We start from the raw sequence: 23,136 nt of genomic DNA, 5'->3' as shown, positions 1-23,136 counted from the left end.
TGATCCCTTCTTTGTCTCAAGAAGAGCCATTAACACCGAATACAGCAAGCCTAGAACCGCACGGTGTCGTTGGCCGAAAGGTTCGCCCCAAGCGGTATCTTTCGCTTGTCTTTTCAGGCGGGGACGTTCACCCGCCGCGCTTCCGCGAAAGATAGCAGGCGCTTGCCGTCCTCGTCCCACAGATGCAATCGCGCGTTGGCTATGCTTTCACGGATGGTCATGCGGTTCACATCTGCCAGCCCTTCATGGTCGCGCAGCACTTCGGGCAAGCGGTAGAACGGGATGCGGCTATAGAGGTGGTGAATGTGGTGAATCCCGATATTCGCGCTCAGCCACTGCAGCGGGGAGGGGAGGACATAGTGCGAGCTGCCTTGAAGAGCCGCATCATGCAGATCCCATTCCTGCTCTTCCTCCCAAACGGTGTGTTCGAATTGGTGCTGTACGTAGAACAGCCAGACACCCGCGGTCGCGGCAAGGAGGGTGGTTGGCACAAAGATCAGAAGGATCGGCATCAAACCGCCAAAGAACCAGATGACGGCCAATGCCGCGATAATTGCTGCATTTGTGCACATCGCACTTACCCAATAGCGCGCTTTTTCCATCAGACCCAAGGGCAGGCGGTTTTGCAGAAAGAAGATGAAGCCGGGTGCCAGACCGAACAGAACGATTGGATGGCGGTACATACGATACTGGATACGGCCCACACGGCTCAACGCGCGGTACTCGGCAATTGTCAGTGTGTTGATGTCGCCGATGCCGCGCCGTCCCAGATGCCCTGCGGAGCTGTGGTGGATTGCGTGACTGCGCCGCCAGACGTCATAGGGTGTCAGCGTCAGCACGCCAATGACGCGGCCTGTCCAATCGCTGAGACCGCGGTGTTTGAAGAAGGAGGCGTGCCCACAGTCATGCTGTATACAAAACAGCCGCAGCAAAAACGCCGCGTTGCAGACCGAGATTGCCAGTGTCAGCCAGGCGCTGATCGACAGGGACCACCACGCCAGCGCCCAAAGCGCAACAAACGGTCCCAATGTAATTCCCAGCTCGTAAAAGCTCCGCCCGGTGTGGGGTTCTCGGTAGTTGGCGAGGACCTTGACCCATTCGCGTGCGGGGCGGTTTTCGTTGGATTGCTGGAAAGAGCCTGAGTGTTTGGTCATGGAGCCTGCTTCTTATAACTGTTGACGACTTGATAAACCAAAGCGCCCGCCGAACAACGTCTATTACGCCGCGGCATCCCATAAACTTGATATAGAGCTATTTAGATACGGTTTACGTGCGGATTGGCCGCAGGTAATTGCGCTATTCTGTAACAGAGAGGTGCGGAAATGCGCTGCCTTTGCATCGGTATGCTACCCTAGGGATGGTGTTTGCTGATCAAGAGGAAGCTGTGCAACTGTGGTCGGCTTCGTACGGGTGTTCGTGCGGGGTAAAAACACACTTGCCCCTCTATGTGATTCCCCCTATAGGCCAACCCAACACCGCCGTGCGTTTGTTCGCGCTGCGAGTGTACATTTAAAGACGCGAAGAGGCGGAGCGATGAGCGTTCCCCCTCCAATCCGATCTCAATCCCAATGTAAGGGATATGCACATGGCTCAGAGCCAGAACATTCGTATTCGCCTGAAGGCGTTCGACTACCGTGTTCTCGATGCGTCCACTCAGGAAATCGTAAACACTGCCAAGCGCACAGGCGCTTCCGTTCGCGGCCCCATTCCGCTGCCGAACAAGATCGAAAAATTCACCGTTCTGCGTGGTCCCCACGTAGACAAGAAATCACGTGACCAGTTCGAAATCCGCACGCACAAGCGTTTGCTGGATATCGTTGATCCGACCCCACAGACCGTTGACGCGCTGATGAAGCTCGACCTCGCCGCTGGTGTGGATGTCGAGATCAAGCTGCAGTCATAAGCGTAGGAGGGTAATAGTATGTTGCGCTCAGGCGTTATTGCAAAAAAGATGGGCATGACCCGTCTGTTCATGGAAGACGGCAAGCAGATCCCTGTAACCGTTCTTCAGCTCGATAACCTTCAGGTTGTTGCACAGCGTACCATCGAAAAGGACGGCTATGTCGCTGTTCAGCTCGGTGCAGGTACGGCAAAAGTAAAACGCACATCCCAAGCGATGCGCGGCCACTTTGCAGCAGCAAAGGTTGAACCAAAGCGTAAAGTTGCAGAATTCCGCATCGACGCGGAAGCGATGCTGCCGGTTGGCGAAGAGATCATTGCCGATCACTACTTCGCGGGTCAGTACGTCGACGTTGCGGGCACTTCCATCGGTAAGGGCTTTCAGGGCGCGATGAAGCGTCACAACTTTGGCGGTCTGCGTGCCACACACGGTGTATCCATCTCACACCGTTCGCACGGTTCCACTGGTCAGTGTCAGGATCCCGGCAAGGTTTTCAAAGGCAAGAAAATGGCCGGTCACATGGGCGCAGCCCGCGTGACAACCCAGAACCTCGAAGTCGTCAAGACAGACACTGCTCGCGGCCTGATCATGGTCAAAGGCGCTGTTCCTGGCTCCAAGGGTGGTTGGGTTACGGTCAAGGATGCGGTTAAAAAGCCGTTCCCCGAGAACGCAATCGTCCCCGCCGCTCTGGCATCCGCCGCCCGTGAAGCTGCGAAAGCAGCCGAAGAAGCAGCCGCCGCAGCCGCAGCCGAGGCAGAAGCCGAAGCCAAGCGTCTGGCAGAAGAGCAAGCAGCCGCCGAAGCCGAAGCGCTGAAAGCAGCCGAAGCTGAAATCGCAGCCGAAGGTGCAGATGCACCCGCCGCTGACGAAGACAAGAAAGAAGGTGACGCATGAAACTAGATGTCATCAAACTCGACGGCGGCAAAGCCGGATCGATCGACCTGGACGAGGCCCTGTTTGGCCTTGAGCCACGCGCCGACGTTCTGCACCGTGTTGTCCGCTGGCAGCGTAACAACGCGCAGGCCGGTACCCACAAGGTAAAGACACGTCGCGAAGTCAGCTACTCCACCAAGAAGATCTACCGCCAAAAAGGCACCGGTGGCGCACGCCACGGCGCACGTTCGGCTCCGATCTTTCGTGGGGGCGGTATCTACAAGGGTCCAACACCCCGTAGCCACGGCCACGAGCTGACGAAAAAGTTCCGCAAACTGGGTCTGCGCATGGCGCTCTCCGCAAAGGCAAAAGCCGGCGCGTTGGTCATCATCGACGATGCAGCATCGGACGGGAAAACAGCCGCATTGGCCAAACAGGTGAAATCCCTTGGTTGGAAGCGCGCGCTGATCATTGACGGTGCATCCGTGAATGAAAACTTCCTGCAAGCCGCGCGCAACATTGAAGGTTTGGACATCCTGCCGACAATGGGCGCTAACGTATATGATATCCTGAAGCGTGATACACTTGTCATCACAAAAGCAGGTATCGAAGCACTGGAGGCCCGTTTGAAATGAGCGCGAAACCAGAACATTACGACATCATCCGCAAGCCGCTGATCACCGAAAAAGCAACAATGGCTTCCGAAGCCAACGCCGTTGTTTTCGAAGTGGCCATCGCTGCGAACAAGCCCATGATCAAAGAAGCTGTCGAAGCTCTCTTTGGTGTCAAAGTGAAGGCCGTGAATACGTCCATCACCAAAGGCAAGGTCAAGCGCTTCCGCGGTCAGCTGGGCACACGCAAAGACGTGAAGAAGGCATATGTGACGCTCGAAGAGGGTAACACCATCGACGTCTCCACCGGCCTGTAAGCTCGGACATAGTATTGCAGGGGCCTCCGCAGACGCGGGGGCCTTTTGCGTTTCGGGGAAAGGCGCCTAAATCCGCATCTGAGATTATAATGCTTGCTATTACGTCTACAAAGGCGCATTCGGGGCGGGCAACGTTACACTGTCTATCGCTACTACTGCTCCTTACGGCTCAGTCTTACGATCTTTACCTGACTTAGCCGACCTGCCGCATCCTGCGGGCAGACAATAAAAGGAATACACTGATGGCCAATGGCACAGTAAAATGGTTCAACTCCACTAAAGGCTTCGGCTTTATCGCGCCCGAAGGCGGCAGCAAAGACGTGTTCGTGCACATCTCCGCCGTTGAGCAAGCAGGCCTGACAGGTCTGTCCGATGATCAGAAAGTTACTTTCGACATCGAAGCCGGCCGTGACGGTCGCGAATCTGCGACAAACATCGCACTGGCATAAGCCAGCCTGCTCCCTAGGGGGGCGGAGTGCAGAGATTTGGAAGGGGCGCGGCTGCGGAGGCTGCGCCCCTTTCGCATGGGTTGTGCTACAGCGGTCGGCGCACACACATCGTTGGGTTTTTTGGGAAGCAGGACCAGAACCGCACATGTGCCGCCCCCTTTGGCAGTGCGCGCCAAAGCATGTACCCAGATAAGATCTATATGTTTCCAATGGTTGTGTCCTAATGGCCTCAAAAAAGTGCGAACTAGGTGCGCTGCCTTGTGCGACGAATTGTCCAGTGTAATAGAGATGGCGAAATATTCCGCTGCTGCCAGACAAACCCCAAAGAGACTACGATGGAAATGAACCCGATTTTGCTGGACGCGCTGCGTGCGGCACACCTAACCCTTTTCGCAGCTGGCATGGGTACGGTTCTCTTCCATGACTATCTTACGTTTCGCGGTCTGCGCATGCCGATCTGTGAAGGTGATATCAAATCTATCGAGCAACTGCATGCGTGGATCTTCTGGGCATTCATGGGGCTCTGGGCAACTGGCCTTGTGCTGATTTATGTGCGCACCGGGTTTGATCTATCCGCCTTCTCGCCGAAGCTCTGGATGAAAGTATCTTTGATGGTGCTGATGACACTCAACGGCACCATCATCCGCGCGCTGGTTCTGCCGCTGCTGAGGCGTAACATCGGCCGCTCGATGTCCAGCCTTCCACGCCGCGATTTAGCGGTCGCGTCCCAAGTTGCGATCTTCTCCATGTTCGGCTGGTCGTCGGGCCTTTTTTTGGGTTCCAGCACGTACCTTAAAACCGCTCCGTGGGATGTACTGCTCCCTGCTGCCGCGATCTGGTTTGGAATCTGTACAATCGGGGGGCAGCTAGCAGTGTTGTTTATCCGCGCTTTGACCAAGGGCGAGATTTCAGGTGCGGGTGCGTCAGGCGCCTGAAGGCTGGTGTGCGTTTACATGTTGTCGCTGACAACATTGTGACAGATGTTTTGTGGCTACCTTCAATTGCCTGAACTAGGTTCCCTCATGTCCATAAAGGGAGCAGCACATGCGTTTAACACTAACAGCAGCAGCACTAACACTGGCCGCAATGTCTGTATCGGCAGGACCAATCAGCTTTTCGAGCGGTTGGAGTGAGCAGCGTCTGTCGCTGTTTAGCTCAAATGACTATAGCTTTGGGAAGAATCTTAGCCTCGTCTCGGATGGCTCGGTTTCCATTGCATGGACACGTGTGGGACAGGCCGATTGGGGCGCATCGGGTGCGTCATGGCGCTGGTCCGTCGATCAATCGGTTCTGGCAACAAATCTTGCACGCAAGGGCGGCGATGACCGCAATATTTCCTTGTACTTCGTCTTTGTCCCAGAAGCGGTCGCGCCCAGCTTGCAGGGGAAAAATATACGCAGTCTCTTGGGCAATAAAGATGTGCGGATCATTCAATATGCATGGGGCGGCAACGCCAAGCGGGGGCAGGTTATCAAGTCGCCCTACGGACCAAGGGGGCAGGGCGTGACAATTGCGCTCAGGCAGGCTGGAACGGGATCGCATGGCGAAAAGGTGGACTTGGCGGCCGATTACGCCCGTGCGTTCGGGGGTGCCAAAGGCGCGCTTGTGGGTTTGGCTGTGTCCGGCGACAGTGACGACACCAAAAGCGTGATCCGTGCGTCGATTGGAAGCCTTTCGCTGCGATAGTTGGTTCGGTATTCCTTATTTCCCGTTTCCGCAGAGGGGACATGGTCTGAACAGGCTACCACCCCTTGACCCCATACCCTCTACACCCTAACAGACACCATCGGCACAGCCCCAGATTCGTCTGGGGCTTCGTTGTTGTTTTGTAGGTGCGCATGAATGCACACCCTACGGACAAACGGTAGGGTGTGCATTCATGCGCACCGGACCACACAAACTCTGGGACCTTCGGGGCCCTCTAACCACAGCGGACCTACGGGGCCGCATACAAGCAAAACGGAAGACAGAGAACATGGCACTCAAGTCGTACAAACCGACGACGCCAGGCCAGCGTGGGCTGGTACTGATTGACCGTTCGGAGCTTTGGAAAGGTCGCCCTGTCAAGGCCCTCACTGAGGGACTTAGCAAGCACGGCGGACGGAACAACACCGGACGGATTACAATGCGTCGCAAGGGTGGTGGTGCAAAGCGCCTCTACCGTATCGTCGATTTCAAGCGTAACAAACTGGACGTCACCGCGACGATCATGCGCATTGAATATGACCCGAACCGGACTGCGTTTATCGCACTCGTGAAATATGAAGACGGCGAGCAGGCCTATATCCTTGCTCCTCAGCGTATCGCCGTTGGTGATCAGGTCGTGGCATCCGCCAAGGCAGACATCAAGCCCGGCAACGCGATGCCATTCTCCGGCATGCCAATCGGTACCATCATCCACAACATCGAGATGAAGCCAGGCAAAGGCGGCCAGATCGCCCGTGCTGCCGGGACTTATGCTCAGTTCGTTGGTCGTGATGGTGGCTACGCCCAGATCCGCCTGTCTTCGGGTGAACTGCGCTTGGTACGTCAGGAATGCATGGCCACCGTTGGTGCCGTGTCCAACCCCGACAATTCGAACCAGAACTACGGTAAAGCAGGCCGCATGCGTCACAAGGGCATCCGCCCGAGTGTTCGTGGTGTTGTCATGAACCCGATCGACCACCCGCACGGTGGTGGTGAAGGCCGTACATCCGGTGGTCGTCACCCGGTTACCCCATGGGGCAAACCAACCAAGGGTGCCAAGACACGTAACAAGAAAAAAGCGTCAAGCAGCCTGATTATCCGGTCGCGCCACGCCAAGAAAAAGGGGCGTTAATATATGTCTCGTTCAGTATGGAAAGGTCCTTTTGTTGACTCTTATGTCCTCAAAAAGGCCGAAGCCTCCCGCGAGAGCGGTCGTAACGAAGTGATCAAGATCTGGTCGCGCCGTTCCACGATCCTCCCACAGTTTGTTGGCCTGACGTTCGGCGTCTACAACGGTCACAAGCACATCCCAGTAAACATCAGCGAAGAGATGATTGGTCAGAAGTTTGGTGAGTATTCACCAACCCGGACCTATTATGGTCACGCAGCTGATAAAAAAGCGAAGCGGAAATAAGCCATGAGCAAGGATAAAAATCCCCGCCGCGTGGCAGACAACGAGGCCCGCGCAAAACTGCGCATGCTGAAGACGTCTCCGCAGAAACTTAACCTCGTTGCCGCAATGATCCGCGGCAAGAAGGTCGACCGTGCTTTGACGGACCTGACTTTCTCCAAAAAACGTATCGCGATCGACGTGAAGAAATGCCTTCAGTCTGCGATTGCCAATGGCGAGAACAACCACAACCTCGACGTGGACGAGCTGATCGTGGCAGAAGCCTATGTCGGCAAGAACATGACACTCAAGCGTGGTCGTCCACGTGCGCGTGGCCGTTTCGGCAAGATCATGAAGCCGTTTGCGGAAATCACCATCGTCGTGCGTCAGGTTGAGGAGCAAGCATAATGGGTAATAAAGTCAATCCAATCGGCATGCGCCTTCAGGTTAACCGTACATGGGACAGCCGCTGGTATGCCGACACGAAGGATTACGGCGATCTTCTGCTGGAAGACCTCGCAATCCGTGCCTTCATCAAGAAAGAGTGCCATCAGGCGGGTATTTCCCGTGTGATCATCGAGCGTCCGCACAAAAAGTGCCGCGTCACGATCCACACAGCACGCCCCGGTGTCATCATCGGCAAGAAAGGTGCAGACATCGAAGGTCTGCGCAAAAAGCTGGCCCAGTTCACAGACAGCGAACTGCACCTCAACATCGTTGAAGTGCGCAAGCCTGAACTGGACGCAGCCCTTGTGGGTGAGAGCATTGCACAGCAGCTTGAGCGCCGTGTGTCCTTCCGTCGTGCGATGAAGCGCGCGGTACAGAACGCCATGCGTATGGGTGCCCTTGGTATTCGTGTGAACCTCGCAGGCCGTCTCGGCGGTGCCGAGATTGCGCGTACCGAATGGTACCGTGAAGGTCGCGTGCCGCTGCACACACTGCGTGCGGACATCGATTATGCACATGTTGAAGCTGCGACTGCCTATGGCATCATCGGCATCAAGACGTGGATCTTCAAAGGCGAGATCATGGAACATGATCCAGCTGCCCGTGACCGCAAGGCACAAGAAATGCAAGACGGCCCAGCACCTCGCGGTGCCGGCGGTCGGCGTTAAGGAGTAGATAGATGCTACAGCCAAAACGTACGAAATTCCGTAAGCAGTTCAAAGGCTCTATCAAGGGTCTTGCGAAGGGCGGGTCTGACCTGAACTTCGGCACCTACGGTCTCAAAGCAATCGAGCCTGAGCGTGTAACAGCGCGCCAGATCGAAGCTGCACGTCGTGCCATGACGCGTCACATGAAGCGTCAAGGCCGTGTCTGGATCCGTATTTTTCCAGACGTACCTGTCACCTCCAAGCCCGTTGAAGTACGGATGGGTAAAGGTAAAGGTTCCGTGGATTTCTGGGCAGCCAAGGTCAAACCCGGCCGTGTGATGTTCGAAATCGACGGCGTCAACGACGACATCGCACGCGAAGCCCTGCGCCTCGCCGCAATGAAGCTGCCGATCAAGACACGGGTCGTGGTCCGCGAGGATTGGTAAGCGGTGCGCATAAATGCGCACCCTACGTAGGGTGCGCACTTGCTGCGCACCTTCGCTGACCAAGATATAGAGATTAGGAAGCCCCCGCTGTGATACACGGCGGGGGCTTTTTAAATTTTCCAGAACTTATTGTCTAATTTGATTGCCAAATGGTTTTAATTTTCGGCGAACACCTTCAGGCTCAAAATGCTTGTATTTGCCCTTCGAGTAGTAACCTCCATCGAGAGCCAGGCCTGCTTTAATGATTTCAGCACCAATATCTGTGCCGTCCGGCAAATAGCAGGTGCCGATGAGTCTGTCGTAAGAGGTCTCACCTGTCAGTTCCACTCGAACTGAATGTCCCTTGCAGATTCTTATCAATTCCCACTTTGACTTTTGCCCCCAAGGGCGATCCAGCTCCGGCGCATCAATTCCTGCGAGGCGGACCTTAGTCTTACTTACAATAATTGTGTCTCCATCAATAACGTAAGCTCTCCCGCGCAATTCCCTCGATGATGGAATCGGGGGTGGGGGGGCATGAGTGGCTTTTGGTTGGTGCGCTTTAGGCTGCGTGGCTTGAGCTGTCGCAGCTTTGGGTTGGCTGGCGACCCTTCTGCGTTCTTTAGAAACGGCATTAAAATTTGTTGCGCTGTCACTGCCCCCATCTGCAAATCCATAGAGTATAAGTACAGCAGCAATGAAAATTCCAATAAACAACAATAATTCCAAAGATCACACCATAACAATCAAAGCTTTGTGAGATTACCTAAATAGTCACAACGAGAAAAGGCGGGCATGTATTTCCATTGGGGAGATTTCCTCTTAGGCTCATCTGCGTGCTGATTTAACGCTGTGAATCCGAGGACCACTCCATGAAACACGTTCCCAAACCCACCACCGACGAAGACCTTATCAAAGAGTTCCTCAACAAGGGTGGCTCCATAAAGAAGGGCAAGACCAAGCCGATGCCTGCCGATCTGGGGCTGTCCAACAACCAGTGGGGCAACAAGATGACCAAGGAGGAGAAGGCCTTGGTCAAGGAGCAAGAAGCGGCGCGGGCGCAGGCGAAGTCAAAGCGCGGCTGACTGTCTTCACCTGTCTTGCGTTCGGCCCGATCCTGCAGCAACATGTTGATATTCAATTAACAGGATTTACCATGAGCGCTATTCTCACTGAAAAACTCACCGGACCCGCCGCATGGGTCGCCTCTGACTTTCAGGGTGATGACAGTTGGATACATCACGTTTCGCCCGAAGATATTGCCGAGATTGATGCCGCGCTGGCAGGCGTTTGTGAAATGGGGCTTCGGTTCCCGAAGTTCTCCAAAGATGATTTCCCTTTGAACGGGTTTCAGGCGCGCTTTGCTGATTTCACCAAGGAATTAGAGGAGGGGCGGGGGTTTCTTCTTTTGCGCGGTCTTCCGGTTGAGCGGTATAGCCAAGAGCAGATCAATATCCTGACCTATGGCATCGGCCTGCATCTGGGAGAGCCGGTGGGCCAGAACCCCAAGGGCGATTTGTTGGGCAATGTGATGGCCGTTGGCGACCCGACCAAAAAGGAAACCCGTGTCTTCGAGACCAATCTTTATCTGCCCTATCACACCGACCCGTCCGATGTGGTCGGCCTCATGTGCCAGCGCCCTGCGAAGCGCGGCGGGCTGAGCAGTCTGGTCAGCGTGGCGTCGATATATAACGAAATTCTTGAAAACCACCGCGCGCTTCTGGGCCTGTTTTACAAGCAGTACTACTATGCGCATCTGGGTGAAGGGACGCCAAAGCTCTCCTCGCTGTTCTCGTACAACGAGGGCAAGCTAAGCTGTCGCTACCTGCGCCAGTATATTGAGCTGGGGCATGAAGTGATGGGCCTGCCGCTGTCGGCGGTAGAGATCGAAGCGCTGGATACCTTTGACGCTATTATGCATGATCCCAAATTGCGGATGGACATGATGCTAAAGCCAGGTGACCTGCAACTGGCCAATAACTATGCCGTACTGCACTCGCGCACAGATTTCGAGGATCATGCCGAAGAGGAAAAGCGCCGCAAAATGCTACGCTTGTGGCTCAAAATGCCCAATGCGCGCAAACCCGGGTCTGAATTTCCGGGCCGTAACGGATTTCCCGTGCCTGCATCGGTTTTCGCCTGACAGGTCAGCCCCAGCTATAATTGAACGATACCGAGATGCGGTCCTCTTCGGACATGTTCATGGGCACCTCGTGGCGAATGAAGCTCTCCCACAGCAGCACATCACCAACAGCGGGGGCCACATAGGCAAAGGTGCGCAGCTCTTCACGCGCGTCTTTGCGGCGGGCTGGGGCGGCCATCATCATCGGCAAACGCGGGTCTTCGAATTTGATCGCACTGGCCCCTTCTGGCATCGCCACATAGGTCGTGCCACTGATGACTGAATGCGGATGGATATGACCCGAATGGGTGCCACCTTCGGGCAGGATGTTGATCCAGATATCCTCCAGCTTCAATTCGCGCCCGTCCAGATTAAGCTCCAGATCCTCGGCAAAGGCTGCCACATGCGCATCAATCGCCTTGATCACATCGGCAAAGATCGGAAACCGCCAGCCGAGATCGGTCAGCGAGGCATAGGAGGTATACCCCGGATAGCCGTTCTCCTCACACCATTCCTGCCCCGCCTCGTCATCCTCGGCGATGGAATAGCATGACGCCTCCAATTCGGCGGGGTTAACATTGCCAAGCGGTGCTTGGTACAGGCGGGTCACAAAGAGGGATTTGATATGGGTCATTTCGGGACTATACGTCGGCCCGTTAGGTCATACCATATTGCAAATGCGCTTAGGTCCGCTCAAGCAAATCCGTATAGACGCTATCATCCGGTATTCGTATATCGGTGGGAACCAAATTTTGCCCGCCGCCCACGCGGACCATCAAGGTTTCACCAAAGAAGACATCGGCACCGGTGCCGTCCTCCCAAGCGGAAATGACCAAGTCATCGGGGAGATTTGGCAAATCCTGTTCGTCACGATAGTCAATAAACAAGGCGTCTTGTGTGCGGTCAAAATCTGTAATTAGAGGCGCAGTATAGTTATTAAAGTTATTGTTCACGATCCCGAAAGTATCGCGCCCTTCGCCGCCTGTTAGAATGTTATTATGGCTTGAAACGATCACATCATCCCCCAATCCGCCATTCACCACATTCGGCTCCAGAATACGGTAGGTCTGATCGTCAGATGCGCGGTATTCGATATCTCTGGACCCAATGACTGCAATGGTATCGTTGCCTTCGCCTCCAAAAAGTGCGTCCGGCCCAGTGTTGCGGTTGGCTGCTTCCGAGAAGTAGTCATCCCCCGGGCCACCATAAATCGTTTCTGCAACATCTGAGGTTCGGAAGACGTCATCACCTTCATCGCCGCTAATCCGTGCGCCGTTGCTTCGGACATAGGCGAAGTCATCCCCACCTCCGAGTTCGACCCTGAGAGAGTCGGGAATATCATCATCGGTCGCAATCAGCGTATCATTTCCGCCGGCACCAAAGATATCTTGATAACCGAGATATGACAGCTCTTCACCACGCTCAACCTCGCCGGGTAGATTAATGTCATCCAGCGTGATGCCATCGGCGTATCCCAATGCAATACTGGTGCTGGCCGCAGGCGCGTCGCCGACTGGCGCAAATGTCATGTTTAAGGTGGTCAGCCCGTCCTCGTCCCGCGACAGCGCAGCGGTTTCAAGTATCGGGTTGGTGGGCGAGCCACTGGCCGTAATGGTTAATCTTTCGGTGCCGGGGGTGAAGTCAGTGATGAAGACATTGGTATCCTCACTTGTATGTGGCTCAAACTCGGGCGCGTCAGGGTCAAAGCGGGGAAAGATCAACTCCACACGAAACGTATCATCGCCGTCTCCACCGCTCAGGATTTTGGTTATGCCGCCCCGCTCAATCGCGCCCGCTTCGTTTCGGACATGAAGAAAATCCTGACCCGCCTCACCAAAAAGGCTGACGGTCCCTTCTTCGACGTGACCGCGGTCTGAAAACAACTTATCATTGCCGTCGCCCCCATAGGCCGCGCTGTCAAATTCGGTCTGGCCCACATCGGCTCCAAAGAAGCTACTGATGCCCAGTTCGTCATTTCCTGCATTCCCGAACAAGGTGCTACGGGTGGATCCGCTCAGAATATCATCTCCCTGACCGCCACTGAGAAATGTCCCTGAGGTGACAAAAGCATACCCGCGATCATCGCCATCTCCGAGGGTTGCGTTGATGGTCGGGTTTTCGTCCTGCACCCTAACGGTATCGTTTCCATCAGTGCCAACATTGATGAGGGGTGGAGCCTCAACGTCAGGCGGCTCAGGACGCTTCTCCTCTGCCTCCACATCATCGCTTCCACTCGAAAATGCGGTCAAAAGCCCGACACCCATCAAAAGTGCCAAAATTCCCAGTTCCATTAATGATCTCCTGCCGAAATTACACCCTAAGGTTGCCCCCCCTGTTGAGTGGTCAACCGTTCATTTGATAACTCACTGATAAAATTCCAAATTGTGCTGAAATGACGGGTCATCAATGCGGATTGTCGATCATATGGAATCAGAGCGCTAACATCACCATGATTGTTCTCAAATCCTCTCCGAAGTTGTATTCCATTGGTCTCCACAGCCGCGCGGAGACCAAGCATCACAGCAGACGGTACGGCCCGCGCGTGCCGCATAAGGTAGAACCCTCGTATTCCTACGCCTTTGGGGTTGCGCTGCAAGGGCTTTGGGCCTAAACGGCACCTTCATCATGAACTCCATCAGAATCATGGTCACCCTCTTGGGGCCTACTGGTGATGTTGAAAGGAAATGGCATGATCGCCAAAGAACTGCACGACAAGACGCCGGACCAGCTCCGTGACGAGCTTGTGAACCTGAAAAAAGAAGCGTTCAACCTGCGTTTCCAGCAAGCCACCGGCCAGCTGGAAAACCCTGCACGCCTGCGCGCCGTCAAACGCGACGTGGCCCGTGTGAAAACAGTGTTGACCCAAAAAGCGGCATCTGCCGCAACAGACGCGTAAGAGGAGCCTAGACCTATGCCAAAGCGTATCCTGACAGGCACCGTAACCTCGGACGCCAACGAACAGACAGTCACCGTATCCGTAGAGCGCCGCTTTACGCACCCGGTTCTGAAAAAGACCATTCGTAAGTCCAAAAAATATCGGGCGCACGATGAAAACAACACGTTCAAAGTGGGCCAGCAGGTTCGCATCATTGAATGTGCACCACGTTCCAAAACCAAACGTTGGGAAGTGATCACTGCGGAAGCATGATCCTTTACGCATCGGCCCTCACGGTCCGGTGCGTTATCCATTCCGGATAGCAATATAATCGAAACCCTAGGGATCAGGCACGCATCGCCCCCTACAGGTCGGGAGAAACCAAATGATCCAGATGCAGACCAACCTGGATGTTGCTGACAACAGTGGCGCACGCCGCGTTCAGTGCATCAAGGTCCTGGGTGGTTCCAAGCGTAAATACGCATCCGTAGGCGACATCATTGTCGTCTCGGTCAAGGAAGCCATTCCACGCGGCCGTGTAAAGAAGGGTGACGTCCGTAAGGCCGTCGTCGTTCGCACCGCAAAAGAAGTACGTCGTGACGATGGCACAGCCATCCGCTTTGACCGCAACGCTGCTGTCATCCTGAACAACAACAACGAGCCCGTCGGCACCCGTATCTTCGGGCCGGTTGTTCGTGAGTTGCGCGGCAAGAACTTCATGAAAATCATCTCACTCGCTCCGGAGGTGCTGTAACCATGGCTGCTAAGCTGAGAAAAGGCGACAAGGTCGTCGTACTGGCCGGCAAGGACAAGGGTAAAGAGGGTACAATCTCTTCCGTTGATCCAAAGTCGGGCAAGTGCATCGTGGATGGCATCAATATGGCAATCCGCGCCACACGCCAGTCGCAGGAATCGCAAGGCGGTCGTATCCCAAAAGCGATGCCGATCGACCTGAGCAACCTCGCGCTCAAAGATGCCAACGGTAAGGCAACACGCGTTGGTTTTAAAATGGACGGCGACAAGAAAGTGCGCTTTGCCAAGACAACAGGGGACGTGATCTAATGCTTGACGATGCAAAATACACACCCCGCCTCAAGGCCGACTACAAGGACCGCATCCGTGCAGCCCTGAAAGAAGAGTTCGGCTATACCAACGACATGCAGATCCCGCGTCTGGACAAGATCGTCCTGAACATCGGTTGTGGCGCAGAAGCTGTACGTGACAGCAAGAAAGCCAAATCCGCTCAGGAAGACCTGACAGCGATCGCAGGCCAGAAGGCACTCACCACAATCGCCAAGAAATCCATCGCTGGTTTCCGCGTTCGTGAGGAAATGCCGCTGGGTGCGAAAGTGACCCTTCGTGGTGACCGCATGTATGAATTCCTTGATCGTCTGATCACGATTGCACTGCCCCGCGTCCGCGACTTTCGCGGCGTGAAAGGCACTTCTTTTGATGGCCGCGGCAACTATGCCATGGGTATGAAAGAGCACATCGTGTTCCCCGAAATCGACTTCGACAAAGTCGACGAGACTTGGGGTATGGACATCATCATCGCCACCACGGCGAAAACCGATGCCGAAGCGAAAGCCATGTTGAAGCTGTTCAACATGCCGTTCAATTCGTAAGCGGGAAGGAAAAGATATGGCTAAGAAATCCATGATCGCACGCGAAAAGAAGCGTGAAGCATTGGTCAAGAAATATGCCGAAAAGCGTGCTGCGCTGAAGGCAATCATCAACGATGAGACAAAGCCGATGGAAGAGCGTTTTCGCGCGACCCTCGACTTGGCAAAGCTGCCGCGCAACTCTTCGGCTGTGCGTTTGCACAACCGTTGCCAGCTGACCGGTCGTCCGCATGCCTATTATCGTAAACTGAAAATCTCGCGTATCGCGCTTCGTGATCTCGGCTCCGCTGGCCAGATCCCGGGCATGGTCAAGTCGAGCTGGTAAGGAGCGCATCAGATGAACGATCCTATCGCAGATATGCTGACACGCATCCGCAACAGCCAACTTCGCGGCAAATCCACAGTCATGACCCCAGCTTCCAAGCTGCGTGCATGGGTACTGGATGTGCTGGCCGACGAAGGCTACATCCGTGGTTATGAGAAGATGACGGGCGCCGATGGCCACCCCGCCATCGAGATCAGCCTGAAGTACTACGAAGGCGAGCCCGTCATTCGTGAACTCAAGCGCATCTCCAAGCCCGGTCGCCGCGTTTATATGGGCGCACAAGACCTCCCATCCGTCCGTCAGGGCTTGGGTGTGTCGATTGTCTCCACCCCGCAGGGTGTGATGTCGGACGCAAGCGCACGCGCAGCCAACGTTGGCGGCGAAGTGCTCTGCACCGTATTCTAAGGAGAACTAGATGTCTCGTATTGGTAAGAAACCGGTCGATCTGCCCAGCGGTGTAACCGCTTCGGTCAGTGGCCAGACCATCGAAGTGAAGGGCCCCAAGGGGACCCGCAGCTTTAAAGCAACCGATGATGTGACGATGACTGTCGAAGAAAACGCAGTCACCGTGACGCCACGCGGCAAGTCCAAGCGCGCGCGCCAGCAGTGGGGCATGTCCCGCACCATGGTGGGTAACCTTGTGACTGGCGTGACCGATGGTTTCAAGAAAGAGCTTGAAATTCAGGGTGTTGGTTATCGCGCTGCCATGACCGGCAACGTATTGAAACTGAACCTCGGCCTGTCTCACGACGTGAACTTCATACCGCCAGAAGGTGTGACCGTTACGGCGCCAAAGCAGACCGAAATCGTTGTGGAAGGCATTGACGAACAACTTGTTGGTCAAGTCGCTGCGAACATCCGCGCATGGCGCAAGCCCGAGCCCTATAAGGGCAAAGGCATCCGCTATAAGGGTGAATTCGTCTTCCGCAAAGAAGGCAAGAAGAAGTAAGGAACGCAACAGATGGCAAACAGCAAAAGACAACTGTTCATCAAACGCCGCTTGCGCGTTCGGAACAAACTTCGTCGCACGAACCGTGGGCGCATGCGCCTCTCCGTGCACCGCTCCAACAAGAACATCAGCGTTCAGCTGATCGACGATGTGAACGGCGTAACAGTCGCATCCGCCTCGTCGCTTGAAAAAGGTTTTGACTCAGTAGGCAAAAACAACGTCGAAGTGGCCTCCAAAGTGGGCGCGGCAATTGCCGAGCGCGCAAAGAAGGCCGGCGTTGAAGCGGCCTATTTTGACCGCGGTGGTTTCCTCTTCCACGGTAAAGTTAAGGCTTTGGCCGACGCAGCCCGTGAAGGCGGTTTGAAGATCTAAGAACTGGGGTGCGCAGTGAATGCGCACCCTACCTACCACACTGTAGGGTGCGCTTCACTGTGCATCTTCGATGACCCGGGAGCTCCGCTCACCAAGGGTTGTGACAACAGGGCACGCGCCCGCAAGCTAAGGAGGCCGACATGGCCAGAGACGACAACCGCGGCGGTAATCGCCGTAACCAGCGCGAAGAAGCGCCCGAATTCGCTGACCGCTTGGTCGCCATCAACCGCGTTTCCAAAACCGTAAAAGGTGGTAAGCGTTTTGGTTTTGCAGCGCTCGTTGTTGTAGGTGACCAGAAAGGCCGCGTAGGCTTTGGCAAAGGTAAAGCGAAAGAGGTCCCTGAGGCCATCCGCAAAGCCACCGAGCAGGCCAAGCGCCAGATGATCCGCGTGCAACTGCGCGAAGGTCGTACGCTGCACCACGATATGTCCGGCCGTCACGGCGCAGGCAAAGTCATCATGCGCACCGCGCCAGAGGGTACAGGCATCATCGCCGGTGGTCCAATGCGTGCCGTGTTCGAGATGCTCGGCGTCAAAGACGTTGTGTCCAAATCTATCGGTTCGCAGAACCCCTACAACATGATCCGCGCCACCATGGACGGATTGAAAAAAGAACAGTCGCCCCGTTCTGTCGCACAGCGTCGCGGTAAGAAAGTGGCCGACATTCTGCCCAAGCGTGAAGATGCATCCGATTCTTCCGCTCAAGTGGCTGAGGAGGCATAAGCATGGCCAAGACAATCGTAATCAAGCAGGTAGGCTCCCCTATCCGCCGCCCCGCAAAACAGCGTGCTACGCTGGTAGGTCTGGGCCTGAACAAAATGCACCGTGTACGCGAGCTGGAAGACACTCCTTCCGTGCGCGGGATGATTAACAAGATCAGCCACATGGTCGAGATCATCGAAGAAAAAGGCTAGGTCGAACGACCAACCACTCTTCAAAGTACATCGAAACGCCCCGTAGTTATCTGCGGGGCGTTTTGCGTATTTTGGCTAAAACCCTACAATCTGACTGATTTCGCCACGGAATTCCCCTAATCCTGTGGTTTCAAAGCGGTTAAGCGTTACCTACCAGCCAATAATAGACCATGAGCCTCTCCAGATGACACACCCGACAACCCGTCTTGATGCGATCGACAGCGCCAGAGGGATCGGTATTATCCTCGTGGTGTTTGGGCATGCATGGCGGGGTGCTTTTGGGGCAGGTCTCATTCCGAACAACGCGGTTTTTGCGGCAATTGACGCGGGCATTTACGCTTTTCACATGCCCCTGTTCTTTTTTCTGTCTGGATTGCTGTTCCTCGAAACTCTCGGGAAATACAAGACAACGGCCTTACTCAAAGGCCGCGTCACGCGTCTGTTGTGGCCTATGGCGTTGTGGACGTGGGTGTTCTTCGGGTTCAAACTTTTGGGCGGTACTGCGGTAAACACGCCCGTCACACTCACCGACTTCCCCCTTGTGCCGCTCCCCCCGTATGAGCATTTGTGGTTTCTCTGGGCGCTGTTCCTGTGTCATTACTTTTTGATCCTGCTTTATGCACCTCTGCCTCGCTGGATACCGCAAAGATATTGGCGCATTGGGGCAGGGACCATTGGGCTGGTTTTGGCATATATGTTGCCCAATATCTCTGTTCCCTCCCTGATCTGGGGGCCAATGGTGGCCCACATGCCCTATTTCCTGATCGGGATCGCAATCGGTGGCAGCGACAACCTTAAACGGGGGGGCAAGTTTACTGCCGTCCTCGGGGCTTGCTTGTTTCTGGGGTACATAGGCCTGTTTATGGCGGGCCAGCCGCTGGGCAATCCCATGATCGGTTCTGCCTTACTATTGATTTTTGGATGGATGGCATGGCCGCATGTGGACAACGGGGGTGAGACCCGTGTTTTGCAGGGTCTTCTCTATTTGGGTAAAACATCGATGGTGATCTATCTGACCCATACGATATTCTCGGCTACACTGCGCATCGCAATGCTCAAAATTGAGATCGACAGTCTGTCATTTATCTTGCTCGCCACCACTTTGATTGGCTTGATTGCGCCGCTCTTGGTTCTGGCGGTCGCCCGCAGGCTTCGCCTTACGAAACTGTTGGGCTTCTGAGGGGGCAGACCCTCTTGCCTCATACCTCACCTTCGCCTATACGCGCGCAGTGGACGGAGCCCCGCCCACCAGAATCGTAACGCCGCGTCTACCCGCTCCCGTCGCTGGGGGGTATTTCCGGCAAAAGGAGAAGCGACATGAAACTGCACGAACTTTCCGACAATCCAGGCGCCACGAAACCACGCAAGCGCGTTGGCCGTGGTCCAGGCTCCGGCACCGGTAAAATGGGTGGCCGTGGTATCAAAGGTCAAAAATCCCGTTCGGGTGTGGCGATCAAAGGGTATGAAGGTGGCCAGATGCCCCTCTACCAACGTCTGCCAAAGCGTGGCTTTAACAAGCCGAACCGTAAATCCTACTCCGCGATCAATCTGGGCCTGATCCAGAAATTCGTCGACGCGGGCAAGCTCGACATCAAATCGGTCATCACCGAAGACGCGCTGGTCGCTTCCGGTGTGGTACGTCGCAAGCGCGATGGCATCCGCATCCTTGCAAAAGGCGACGTGACTGCAAAGCTGAACCTTGATGTGACAGGCGCGTCCAAGTCCGCCATTGAAGCTGTTGAAAAGGCAGGCGGGAGCCTGACTGTAAAAGCAGCGGCGGCCGTAGAAGCGTCCGAGTAAGCCTTCGGTCTTGTGAGCGGCGTGCAAGCCGCTTACATAGTGCTGTAAGTTTTCCAAACGCCGCCCGCCGGAAAACGGTTCGGGCGGCGTTTTTGTTCTAAAAAAGAGAGCCCTCACATGGTATCTGCCGTCGAGAATATGGCCGCAAACTCAAGCTGGTCCGCCTTTGGCAAGGCGACCGACCTGCGCCACCGCATCCTTTTCACGCTGGGTCTGCTAATCGTTTACCGTTTGGGGACGTTTATCCCCGTGCCCGGTATCGACGGCGCCGCATTGCGCGAGTTTATGGAGAGCGCGGGGCAGGGCATCGGCGGTATGGTGTCGATGTTTACCGGTGGTGCCTTGGGCCGCATGGGTATCTTTGCACTGGGGATCATGCCCTATATCTCGGCCTCGATCATCGTGCAGCTTTTGACCTCGATGGTGCCAGCGCTTGAACAGCTCAAAAAAGAGGGTGAGCAGGGGCGCAAGAAGATCAACCAATATACCCGCTGGGGTACTGTGGCATTGGCCACGGTGCAATCATACGGTCTGGCTGTATCACTGCAGGCAGGTGAAATTGCCGCCGATCCTGGCGCATTCTTCATTGTCTCTTGTATGATCACACTTGTGGGCGGCACCATGTTCCTGATGTGGCTGGGTGAGCAGATCACCGCACGCGGTATCGGCAATGGCATCTCGCTCATTATTTTTGTCGGCATCATTGCCGAAGTCCCTGCCGCCATTGCGCAGTTCTTTGCCTCGGGCCGTTCGGGTGCGATCAGCCCTGCCGTGATCGTTGGCGTTCTGGTTATGGTGATCGCTACCATTATGTTCGTCGTGTTTATGGAGCGTGCCTTGCGCAAGATCCATATCCAGTACCCGCGCCGTCAGGTCGGCATGAAGGTTTATGACGGTGGCTCCAGCCACTTGCCCGTCAAGGTCAATCCGTCGGGCGTTATCCCTGCGATCTTCGCAAGCTCGCTGCTACTCTTGCCGGTCACAATTAGCACCTTTTCGGGCAACTCGACGAACCCTGTTATGTCGTGGCTGTTGGCAAACTTTGGCCCTGGTCAGCCGCTCTATTTGTTGTTCTTCATCCTGATGATCGTTTTCTTTGCGTATTTCTATACGTTCAACGTTGCTTTCAAACCTGACGATGTCGCAGATAACCTCAAAAACCAGAACGGCTTTATCCCCGGTATCCGCCCAGGAAAAAAGACAGCGGAGTATCTTGAGTATGTGGTCAACCGCGTGCTTGTCCTTGGTTCAGGGTATTTGGCGGCAGTCTGCATACTTCCCGAGATCCTACGCGGTCAATTCGCGATTCCATTCTATTTTGGCGGTACATCCGTACTGATTGTGGTATCCGTGACCATGGACACAATCCAACAGGTGCAAAGCCACCTGCTGGCGCATCAATATGAAGGCCTGTTGGAGAAATCGCAGTTGCGCGGTAAATCTGGCAAAGGTCGCAAGAAACGGAGCCCTGCACGCAAATGAACATTATTCTTCTGGGGCCCCCCGGTGCGGGCAAAGGCACACAAGCACGTCATCTCGTCGAGACACGTAATATGGTTCAGCTCAGCACGGGCGACATGCTGCGCGAGGCAAAAGACAGTGGAACTGAGATGGGCAATATCGTCGCCGATGTCATGGCCCGCGGTGCGTTGGTAACAGACGAAATCGTTATTGGTCTTATTCGTGAAAAGCTCACCGACAAGTCGGAGCACGGGGGATATATCTTTGACGGCTTCCCGCGCACCTTGGCTCAGGCGGATGCGTTGGGTGCTTTGATGCAGGCCGAAGGGCAAACCCTCGATTCTGTTATCGAAATGCGGGTGGATGACGAGGCCCTCGTTGATCGTATTACCGCACGTTCCACCTGCGCTGGCTGCGGTGAGGTCTATAACGACAACACCAAGCCTATCCCCGCCGATGGTGTTTGTACTTCCTGCGGTGAGAAAAAAGAGTTCAAGCGTCGCGCAGATGACAACGAGGAAAGCCTCAAAACCCGTTTGATGGCGTATTACAAACAGACCTCCCCATTGATCGGCTATTATTACGCCAAGGAGATGCTGGGTTCTGTTGACGGTCTGGGTACGATGGAAGAAGTTCAAAAAAGCATTGCTGCCGTGCTGGATGCCTAAAGGCGTCATCGCTGGGGCCTTCTTTGCGGGGGTCTGGGGCGAAGTCTCGATAGAGCAGGCGCTGCAATTCGATCCAAAACCGCTTTTGCGCTGCGCTGAATGTCACGGCAGGGTGTTTGCCCACAAAGACTATGCCGATGGTGCGGCGGCGGCATTTGAATAGAAAGCGGCACATTCGGGATGCTCAACAAAGTCGACATTTGACGGTGTTCAAACACGACATCCCGATGCGATTGGGTGAGTGGTTTCACAGGCTTTGCTACATGGGGTTGACCGCCCCTGCTAACCCTCCTAAAAGCCGCTATCCCACACGGGAATCGCGGGGTCGCCCCCCGCTTAGAACACCTCGATATGACTTAGGCCCGTAGGTAAAATGCCTCGGGCTTACGTTGTGAAAAAAGGGTCCGGCATTACGGACCCGCAACGAAAAGGAATTGCACACGTGGCACGTATTGCCGGCGTAAACATCCCGACTGCAAAGCGGGTTCCAATCGCCCTCACATATATCACTGGTATCGGAAACTCCTCCGCAGAGAAAATCTGCGAAGCTGTTGGCATCGACATGACGCGCCGCGTCAACGAGCTGTCGGATACCGAAGTCGTAAAAATCCGCGAGCACATCGACGAAAACTACTCCGTCGAAGGTGATTTGCGTCGCGACACGCAGATGAACATCAAACGTCTGATGGATCTGGGTTGCTACCGTGGCCTGCGCCACCGTCGTAATCTTCCTGTGCGCGGCCAGCGTACACACACCAATGCACGCACCCGCAAAGGCCCCGCAAAGGCCATTGCTGGCAAGAAGAAATAAGGGAGGGCATAGATCATGGCACGCGATACAAAACGCACCAAGAAGAAGGTCTCCAAGAACATCGCCGCAGGTGTGGCGCATGTGAACTCTTCTTTCAACAACACAAAAATCCTCATCTCCGATGTGCAGGGCAACGCGATTTCGTGGTCCTCTGCTGGCACGATGGGCTTCAAAGGGTCGCGTAAATCAACGCCCTATGCCGCCCAGATGGCTGCTGAAGATGCAGGCAAAAAAGCACAGGACCACGGCGTGAAAACGCTCGAGGTTGAAGTGCAAGGCGCAGGTTCCGGTCGCGAGAGTGCATTGCGCGCTCTGGCCGCTGCTGGTTTCAACATCACATCCATCCGTGACGTGACACCAATGGCCCACAACGGCTGCCGCCCACCAAAGCGCCGCCGCGTCTAAGCGACGACTGTTCTACAGAGGGTTCGCGCACTTTTGCGCGGACCCTTGAAGCTATTTCTGAAACCTCG

Annotated in this window: 36 protein-coding genes; 32 read left to right on the top strand and 4 right to left on the bottom strand. The window is 55.1% G+C overall.

Annotated features, from left to right (window positions below; all coding sequences use genetic code 11):
• Nucleotides 1-113: 113 nt before the first annotated feature.
• On the bottom strand, nucleotides 114-1,154 hold the full coding sequence (locus Q0903_RS03570; protein WP_299412903.1) for a fatty acid desaturase: 1,041 nt from the start codon (nucleotides 1,152-1,154) through the stop codon (nucleotides 114-116).
• Between the two features lie 431 nt (nucleotides 1,155-1,585).
• Here Q0903_RS03570 and rpsJ point away from each other — a divergent pair, with 431 nt between their 5' ends.
• From rpsJ to rplP, 12 genes are all read left to right on the top strand, one after another.
• On the top strand, nucleotides 1,586-1,903 hold the full coding sequence (gene rpsJ / locus Q0903_RS03565; RefSeq protein WP_005849850.1) for a 30S ribosomal protein S10: 318 nt from the start codon (nucleotides 1,586-1,588) through the stop codon (nucleotides 1,901-1,903).
• Between the two features lie 18 nt (nucleotides 1,904-1,921).
• Nucleotides 1,922-2,794 carry a 50S ribosomal protein L3 gene (rplC, locus tag Q0903_RS03560; RefSeq protein WP_299412899.1) on the top strand — a complete coding sequence of 291 codons (873 nt, stop codon included), beginning with the start codon at nucleotides 1,922-1,924 and terminating at the stop codon, nucleotides 2,792-2,794.
• Entirely contained in the window at nucleotides 2,791-3,408 is a 618-nt protein-coding gene (rplD, locus tag Q0903_RS03555; RefSeq protein ID WP_299025197.1) for a 50S ribosomal protein L4, read from the top strand. The genes rplC and rplD overlap by 4 nt, the downstream gene beginning before the upstream one ends.
• On the top strand, nucleotides 3,405-3,701 hold the full coding sequence (locus Q0903_RS03550) for a 50S ribosomal protein L23 (protein WP_299025195.1): 297 nt from the start codon (nucleotides 3,405-3,407) through the stop codon (nucleotides 3,699-3,701). The genes rplD and Q0903_RS03550 overlap by 4 nt, the downstream gene beginning before the upstream one ends.
• A gap of 242 nt (nucleotides 3,702-3,943) precedes the next feature.
• Nucleotides 3,944-4,150, top strand: coding sequence for a cold-shock protein (locus tag Q0903_RS03545; RefSeq protein WP_299025193.1), 207 nt, complete (start codon nucleotides 3,944-3,946; stop codon nucleotides 4,148-4,150).
• 335 nt (nucleotides 4,151-4,485) lie between these two features.
• Nucleotides 4,486-5,085, top strand: a complete 600-nt coding sequence (locus Q0903_RS03540) for a hypothetical protein (protein WP_299412894.1) — start codon at nucleotides 4,486-4,488, stop codon at nucleotides 5,083-5,085.
• Nucleotides 5,086-5,194: 109 nt separating this feature from the next.
• Nucleotides 5,195-5,836: a DUF3047 domain-containing protein gene (locus Q0903_RS03535; RefSeq protein WP_299412892.1), complete on the top strand. Its 642-nt coding sequence runs from the start codon at nucleotides 5,195-5,197 to the stop codon at nucleotides 5,834-5,836.
• A gap of 289 nt (nucleotides 5,837-6,125) precedes the next feature.
• Nucleotides 6,126-6,968: a 50S ribosomal protein L2 gene (gene rplB, locus Q0903_RS03530; RefSeq protein WP_299025187.1), complete on the top strand. Its 843-nt coding sequence runs from the start codon at nucleotides 6,126-6,128 to the stop codon at nucleotides 6,966-6,968.
• Nucleotides 6,969-6,971: 3 nt separating this feature from the next.
• Complete coding sequence (gene rpsS, locus Q0903_RS03525) at nucleotides 6,972-7,250, top strand: 30S ribosomal protein S19 (protein ID WP_187431139.1); 279 nt, start codon at nucleotides 6,972-6,974, stop codon at nucleotides 7,248-7,250.
• A gap of 3 nt (nucleotides 7,251-7,253) precedes the next feature.
• Nucleotides 7,254-7,634, top strand: a complete 381-nt coding sequence (rplV, locus tag Q0903_RS03520; protein ID WP_299025181.1) for a 50S ribosomal protein L22 — start codon at nucleotides 7,254-7,256, stop codon at nucleotides 7,632-7,634.
• On the top strand, nucleotides 7,634-8,341 hold the full coding sequence (rpsC, locus tag Q0903_RS03515) for a 30S ribosomal protein S3 (protein WP_299025179.1): 708 nt from the start codon (nucleotides 7,634-7,636) through the stop codon (nucleotides 8,339-8,341). The genes rplV and rpsC overlap by 1 nt, the downstream gene beginning before the upstream one ends.
• Before the next feature lie 11 nt (nucleotides 8,342-8,352).
• On the top strand, nucleotides 8,353-8,766 hold the full coding sequence (gene rplP, locus Q0903_RS03510; protein WP_299025177.1) for a 50S ribosomal protein L16: 414 nt from the start codon (nucleotides 8,353-8,355) through the stop codon (nucleotides 8,764-8,766).
• A gap of 126 nt (nucleotides 8,767-8,892) precedes the next feature.
• Here the strand turns inward: rplP and Q0903_RS03505 are convergent, their stop codons facing one another.
• Nucleotides 8,893-9,474 carry a thermonuclease family protein gene (locus tag Q0903_RS03505; RefSeq protein WP_299412888.1) on the bottom strand — a complete coding sequence of 194 codons (582 nt, stop codon included), beginning with the start codon at nucleotides 9,472-9,474 and terminating at the stop codon, nucleotides 8,893-8,895.
• A gap of 143 nt (nucleotides 9,475-9,617) precedes the next feature.
• Between Q0903_RS03505 and Q0903_RS03500 the strand changes: the two genes are divergently transcribed.
• On the top strand, nucleotides 9,618-9,830 hold the full coding sequence (locus Q0903_RS03500; protein ID WP_299412885.1) for a hypothetical protein: 213 nt from the start codon (nucleotides 9,618-9,620) through the stop codon (nucleotides 9,828-9,830).
• A 71-nt stretch (nucleotides 9,831-9,901) separates the two neighbouring features.
• A complete protein-coding gene (locus Q0903_RS03495; RefSeq protein ID WP_299412882.1) occupies nucleotides 9,902-10,888 on the top strand; it encodes a TauD/TfdA family dioxygenase in 987 nt (328 codons plus the stop codon).
• 4 nt (nucleotides 10,889-10,892) lie between these two features.
• Here the strand turns inward: Q0903_RS03495 and Q0903_RS03490 are convergent, their stop codons facing one another.
• Together Q0903_RS03490 and Q0903_RS03485 are read right to left on the bottom strand one after the other, a co-directional pair.
• A complete protein-coding gene (locus Q0903_RS03490) occupies nucleotides 10,893-11,501 on the bottom strand; it encodes a 2OG-Fe(II) oxygenase family protein (protein WP_299412880.1) in 609 nt (202 codons plus the stop codon).
• Between the two features lie 49 nt (nucleotides 11,502-11,550).
• Nucleotides 11,551-13,158 carry a hypothetical protein gene (locus tag Q0903_RS03485; RefSeq protein WP_299412877.1) on the bottom strand — a complete coding sequence of 536 codons (1,608 nt, stop codon included), beginning with the start codon at nucleotides 13,156-13,158 and terminating at the stop codon, nucleotides 11,551-11,553.
• 398 nt (nucleotides 13,159-13,556) lie between these two features.
• On the opposite strand from Q0903_RS03485, the gene rpmC reads away from it, so the two are divergent.
• The 18 genes from rpmC to rpsK all read left to right on the top strand — a co-directional run bounded on the left by rpmC (nucleotide 13,557) and on the right by rpsK (nucleotide 23,068).
• On the top strand, nucleotides 13,557-13,763 hold the full coding sequence (rpmC, locus tag Q0903_RS03480) for a 50S ribosomal protein L29 (RefSeq protein ID WP_299025165.1): 207 nt from the start codon (nucleotides 13,557-13,559) through the stop codon (nucleotides 13,761-13,763).
• A gap of 15 nt (nucleotides 13,764-13,778) precedes the next feature.
• On the top strand, nucleotides 13,779-14,015 hold the full coding sequence (gene rpsQ, locus Q0903_RS03475) for a 30S ribosomal protein S17 (protein ID WP_025059476.1): 237 nt from the start codon (nucleotides 13,779-13,781) through the stop codon (nucleotides 14,013-14,015).
• A 112-nt stretch (nucleotides 14,016-14,127) separates the two neighbouring features.
• Complete coding sequence (gene rplN / locus Q0903_RS03470) at nucleotides 14,128-14,496, top strand: 50S ribosomal protein L14 (RefSeq protein ID WP_025045929.1); 369 nt, start codon at nucleotides 14,128-14,130, stop codon at nucleotides 14,494-14,496.
• Nucleotides 14,497-14,498: 2 nt separating this feature from the next.
• Nucleotides 14,499-14,804 (top strand): 50S ribosomal protein L24, encoded by a 306-nt coding sequence (gene rplX / locus Q0903_RS03465; RefSeq protein WP_299025162.1) that lies wholly within the window; start codon nucleotides 14,499-14,501, stop codon nucleotides 14,802-14,804.
• Nucleotides 14,804-15,367 (top strand): 50S ribosomal protein L5, encoded by a 564-nt coding sequence (gene rplE, locus Q0903_RS03460; protein WP_299025161.1) that lies wholly within the window; start codon nucleotides 14,804-14,806, stop codon nucleotides 15,365-15,367. The genes rplX and rplE overlap by 1 nt, the downstream gene beginning before the upstream one ends.
• A 16-nt stretch (nucleotides 15,368-15,383) precedes the next feature.
• Complete coding sequence (rpsN, locus tag Q0903_RS03455; RefSeq protein WP_299025160.1) at nucleotides 15,384-15,689, top strand: 30S ribosomal protein S14; 306 nt, start codon at nucleotides 15,384-15,386, stop codon at nucleotides 15,687-15,689.
• 12 nt (nucleotides 15,690-15,701) lie between these two features.
• Entirely contained in the window at nucleotides 15,702-16,094 is a 393-nt protein-coding gene (rpsH, locus tag Q0903_RS03450; RefSeq protein ID WP_259999300.1) for a 30S ribosomal protein S8, read from the top strand.
• 10 nt (nucleotides 16,095-16,104) lie between these two features.
• Nucleotides 16,105-16,638: a 50S ribosomal protein L6 gene (gene rplF / locus Q0903_RS03445; protein WP_299025158.1), complete on the top strand. Its 534-nt coding sequence runs from the start codon at nucleotides 16,105-16,107 to the stop codon at nucleotides 16,636-16,638.
• A 12-nt stretch (nucleotides 16,639-16,650) separates the two neighbouring features.
• Nucleotides 16,651-17,010, top strand: a complete 360-nt coding sequence (gene rplR, locus Q0903_RS03440) for a 50S ribosomal protein L18 (RefSeq protein WP_299025156.1) — start codon at nucleotides 16,651-16,653, stop codon at nucleotides 17,008-17,010.
• 140 nt (nucleotides 17,011-17,150) lie between these two features.
• Entirely contained in the window at nucleotides 17,151-17,732 is a 582-nt protein-coding gene (gene rpsE, locus Q0903_RS03435; protein WP_299025154.1) for a 30S ribosomal protein S5, read from the top strand.
• A 2-nt stretch (nucleotides 17,733-17,734) separates the two neighbouring features.
• The gene (gene rpmD, locus Q0903_RS03430) at nucleotides 17,735-17,923 is read left to right on the top strand and encodes a 50S ribosomal protein L30 (RefSeq protein WP_299025152.1); all 189 of its coding nucleotides are present in this window, start codon (nucleotides 17,735-17,737) and stop codon (nucleotides 17,921-17,923) included.
• A gap of 184 nt (nucleotides 17,924-18,107) precedes the next feature.
• Nucleotides 18,108-19,103, top strand: coding sequence for an acyltransferase (locus Q0903_RS03425; protein WP_299412870.1), 996 nt, complete (start codon nucleotides 18,108-18,110; stop codon nucleotides 19,101-19,103).
• A 137-nt stretch (nucleotides 19,104-19,240) separates the two neighbouring features.
• Nucleotides 19,241-19,723, top strand: a complete 483-nt coding sequence (gene rplO / locus Q0903_RS03420) for a 50S ribosomal protein L15 (RefSeq protein WP_299025148.1) — start codon at nucleotides 19,241-19,243, stop codon at nucleotides 19,721-19,723.
• A gap of 117 nt (nucleotides 19,724-19,840) precedes the next feature.
• Nucleotides 19,841-21,205, top strand: a complete 1,365-nt coding sequence (gene secY, locus Q0903_RS03415; RefSeq protein ID WP_299025146.1) for a preprotein translocase subunit SecY — start codon at nucleotides 19,841-19,843, stop codon at nucleotides 21,203-21,205.
• The gene (locus Q0903_RS03410) at nucleotides 21,202-21,852 is read left to right on the top strand and encodes an adenylate kinase (protein ID WP_299412866.1); all 651 of its coding nucleotides are present in this window, start codon (nucleotides 21,202-21,204) and stop codon (nucleotides 21,850-21,852) included. The genes secY and Q0903_RS03410 overlap by 4 nt, the downstream gene beginning before the upstream one ends.
• Complete coding sequence (locus Q0903_RS03405; protein ID WP_299412863.1) at nucleotides 21,845-22,015, top strand: hypothetical protein; 171 nt, start codon at nucleotides 21,845-21,847, stop codon at nucleotides 22,013-22,015. The genes Q0903_RS03410 and Q0903_RS03405 overlap by 8 nt, the downstream gene beginning before the upstream one ends.
• Before the next feature lie 279 nt (nucleotides 22,016-22,294).
• Nucleotides 22,295-22,663 carry a 30S ribosomal protein S13 gene (gene rpsM, locus Q0903_RS03400; protein WP_299412860.1) on the top strand — a complete coding sequence of 123 codons (369 nt, stop codon included), beginning with the start codon at nucleotides 22,295-22,297 and terminating at the stop codon, nucleotides 22,661-22,663.
• A 15-nt stretch (nucleotides 22,664-22,678) separates the two neighbouring features.
• Entirely contained in the window at nucleotides 22,679-23,068 is a 390-nt protein-coding gene (gene rpsK / locus Q0903_RS03395; protein ID WP_299025138.1) for a 30S ribosomal protein S11, read from the top strand.
• The last annotated feature ends 68 nt before the right edge of the window (nucleotides 23,069-23,136 follow it).

Origin of the sequence: uncultured Sulfitobacter sp. (genome assembly GCF_947502895.1) — a bacterium.
In the GTDB taxonomy this organism is placed as follows: domain Bacteria; phylum Pseudomonadota; class Alphaproteobacteria; order Rhodobacterales; family Rhodobacteraceae; genus Sulfitobacter.
This window is presented reverse-complemented; position numbering and strand designations above follow the sequence as displayed.

Bases quoted from the DNA above. Each gene is read 5' to 3' on its own strand.
- rpmD (WP_299025152.1), top strand. From the start codon at position 17,735: ATGGCCAAGACAATCGTAATCAAGCAGGTAGGCTCCCCTATCCGCCGC.
- Q0903_RS03495 (WP_299412882.1), top strand. From the start codon at position 9,902: ATGAGCGCTATTCTCACTGAAAAACTCACCGGACCCGCCGCATGGGTC.
- rpsE (WP_299025154.1), top strand. From the start codon at position 17,151: ATGGCCAGAGACGACAACCGCGGCGGTAATCGCCGTAACCAGCGCGAA.
- Q0903_RS03405 (WP_299412863.1), top strand. From the start codon at position 21,845: ATGCCTAAAGGCGTCATCGCTGGGGCCTTCTTTGCGGGGGTCTGGGGC.
- rplX (WP_299025162.1), top strand. From the start codon at position 14,499: ATGGCTGCTAAGCTGAGAAAAGGCGACAAGGTCGTCGTACTGGCCGGC.
- Q0903_RS03410 (WP_299412866.1), top strand. From the start codon at position 21,202: ATGAACATTATTCTTCTGGGGCCCCCCGGTGCGGGCAAAGGCACACAA.
- Q0903_RS03500 (WP_299412885.1), top strand. From the start codon at position 9,618: ATGAAACACGTTCCCAAACCCACCACCGACGAAGACCTTATCAAAGAG.
- rpsK (WP_299025138.1), top strand. From the start codon at position 22,679: ATGGCACGCGATACAAAACGCACCAAGAAGAAGGTCTCCAAGAACATC.
- rplP (WP_299025177.1), top strand. From the start codon at position 8,353: ATGCTACAGCCAAAACGTACGAAATTCCGTAAGCAGTTCAAAGGCTCT.
- rplR (WP_299025156.1), top strand. From the start codon at position 16,651: ATGGCAAACAGCAAAAGACAACTGTTCATCAAACGCCGCTTGCGCGTT.
- rplN (WP_025045929.1), top strand. From the start codon at position 14,128: ATGATCCAGATGCAGACCAACCTGGATGTTGCTGACAACAGTGGCGCA.
- Q0903_RS03425 (WP_299412870.1), top strand. From the start codon at position 18,108: ATGACACACCCGACAACCCGTCTTGATGCGATCGACAGCGCCAGAGGG.
- rpmC (WP_299025165.1), top strand. From the start codon at position 13,557: ATGATCGCCAAAGAACTGCACGACAAGACGCCGGACCAGCTCCGTGAC.
- Q0903_RS03570 (WP_299412903.1), bottom strand. From the start codon at position 1,154: ATGACCAAACACTCAGGCTCTTTCCAGCAATCCAACGAAAACCGCCCC.
- rpsQ (WP_025059476.1), top strand. From the start codon at position 13,779: ATGCCAAAGCGTATCCTGACAGGCACCGTAACCTCGGACGCCAACGAA.
- rplO (WP_299025148.1), top strand. From the start codon at position 19,241: ATGAAACTGCACGAACTTTCCGACAATCCAGGCGCCACGAAACCACGC.
- rplD (WP_299025197.1), top strand. From the start codon at position 2,791: ATGAAACTAGATGTCATCAAACTCGACGGCGGCAAAGCCGGATCGATC.
- rplF (WP_299025158.1), top strand. From the start codon at position 16,105: ATGTCTCGTATTGGTAAGAAACCGGTCGATCTGCCCAGCGGTGTAACC.
- rplE (WP_299025161.1), top strand. From the start codon at position 14,804: ATGCTTGACGATGCAAAATACACACCCCGCCTCAAGGCCGACTACAAG.
- secY (WP_299025146.1), top strand. From the start codon at position 19,841: ATGGTATCTGCCGTCGAGAATATGGCCGCAAACTCAAGCTGGTCCGCC.
- rplV (WP_299025181.1), top strand. From the start codon at position 7,254: ATGAGCAAGGATAAAAATCCCCGCCGCGTGGCAGACAACGAGGCCCGC.
- Q0903_RS03485 (WP_299412877.1), bottom strand. From the start codon at position 13,158: ATGGAACTGGGAATTTTGGCACTTTTGATGGGTGTCGGGCTTTTGACC.
- rplB (WP_299025187.1), top strand. From the start codon at position 6,126: ATGGCACTCAAGTCGTACAAACCGACGACGCCAGGCCAGCGTGGGCTG.
- rpsS (WP_187431139.1), top strand. From the start codon at position 6,972: ATGTCTCGTTCAGTATGGAAAGGTCCTTTTGTTGACTCTTATGTCCTC.
- Q0903_RS03535 (WP_299412892.1), top strand. From the start codon at position 5,195: ATGCGTTTAACACTAACAGCAGCAGCACTAACACTGGCCGCAATGTCT.
- Q0903_RS03545 (WP_299025193.1), top strand. From the start codon at position 3,944: ATGGCCAATGGCACAGTAAAATGGTTCAACTCCACTAAAGGCTTCGGC.
- rpsJ (WP_005849850.1), top strand. From the start codon at position 1,586: ATGGCTCAGAGCCAGAACATTCGTATTCGCCTGAAGGCGTTCGACTAC.
- rpsN (WP_299025160.1), top strand. From the start codon at position 15,384: ATGGCTAAGAAATCCATGATCGCACGCGAAAAGAAGCGTGAAGCATTG.
- Q0903_RS03550 (WP_299025195.1), top strand. From the start codon at position 3,405: ATGAGCGCGAAACCAGAACATTACGACATCATCCGCAAGCCGCTGATC.
- Q0903_RS03540 (WP_299412894.1), top strand. From the start codon at position 4,486: ATGGAAATGAACCCGATTTTGCTGGACGCGCTGCGTGCGGCACACCTA.
- rplC (WP_299412899.1), top strand. From the start codon at position 1,922: ATGTTGCGCTCAGGCGTTATTGCAAAAAAGATGGGCATGACCCGTCTG.
- rpsH (WP_259999300.1), top strand. From the start codon at position 15,702: ATGAACGATCCTATCGCAGATATGCTGACACGCATCCGCAACAGCCAA.
- Q0903_RS03490 (WP_299412880.1), bottom strand. From the start codon at position 11,501: ATGACCCATATCAAATCCCTCTTTGTGACCCGCCTGTACCAAGCACCG.
- rpsC (WP_299025179.1), top strand. From the start codon at position 7,634: ATGGGTAATAAAGTCAATCCAATCGGCATGCGCCTTCAGGTTAACCGT.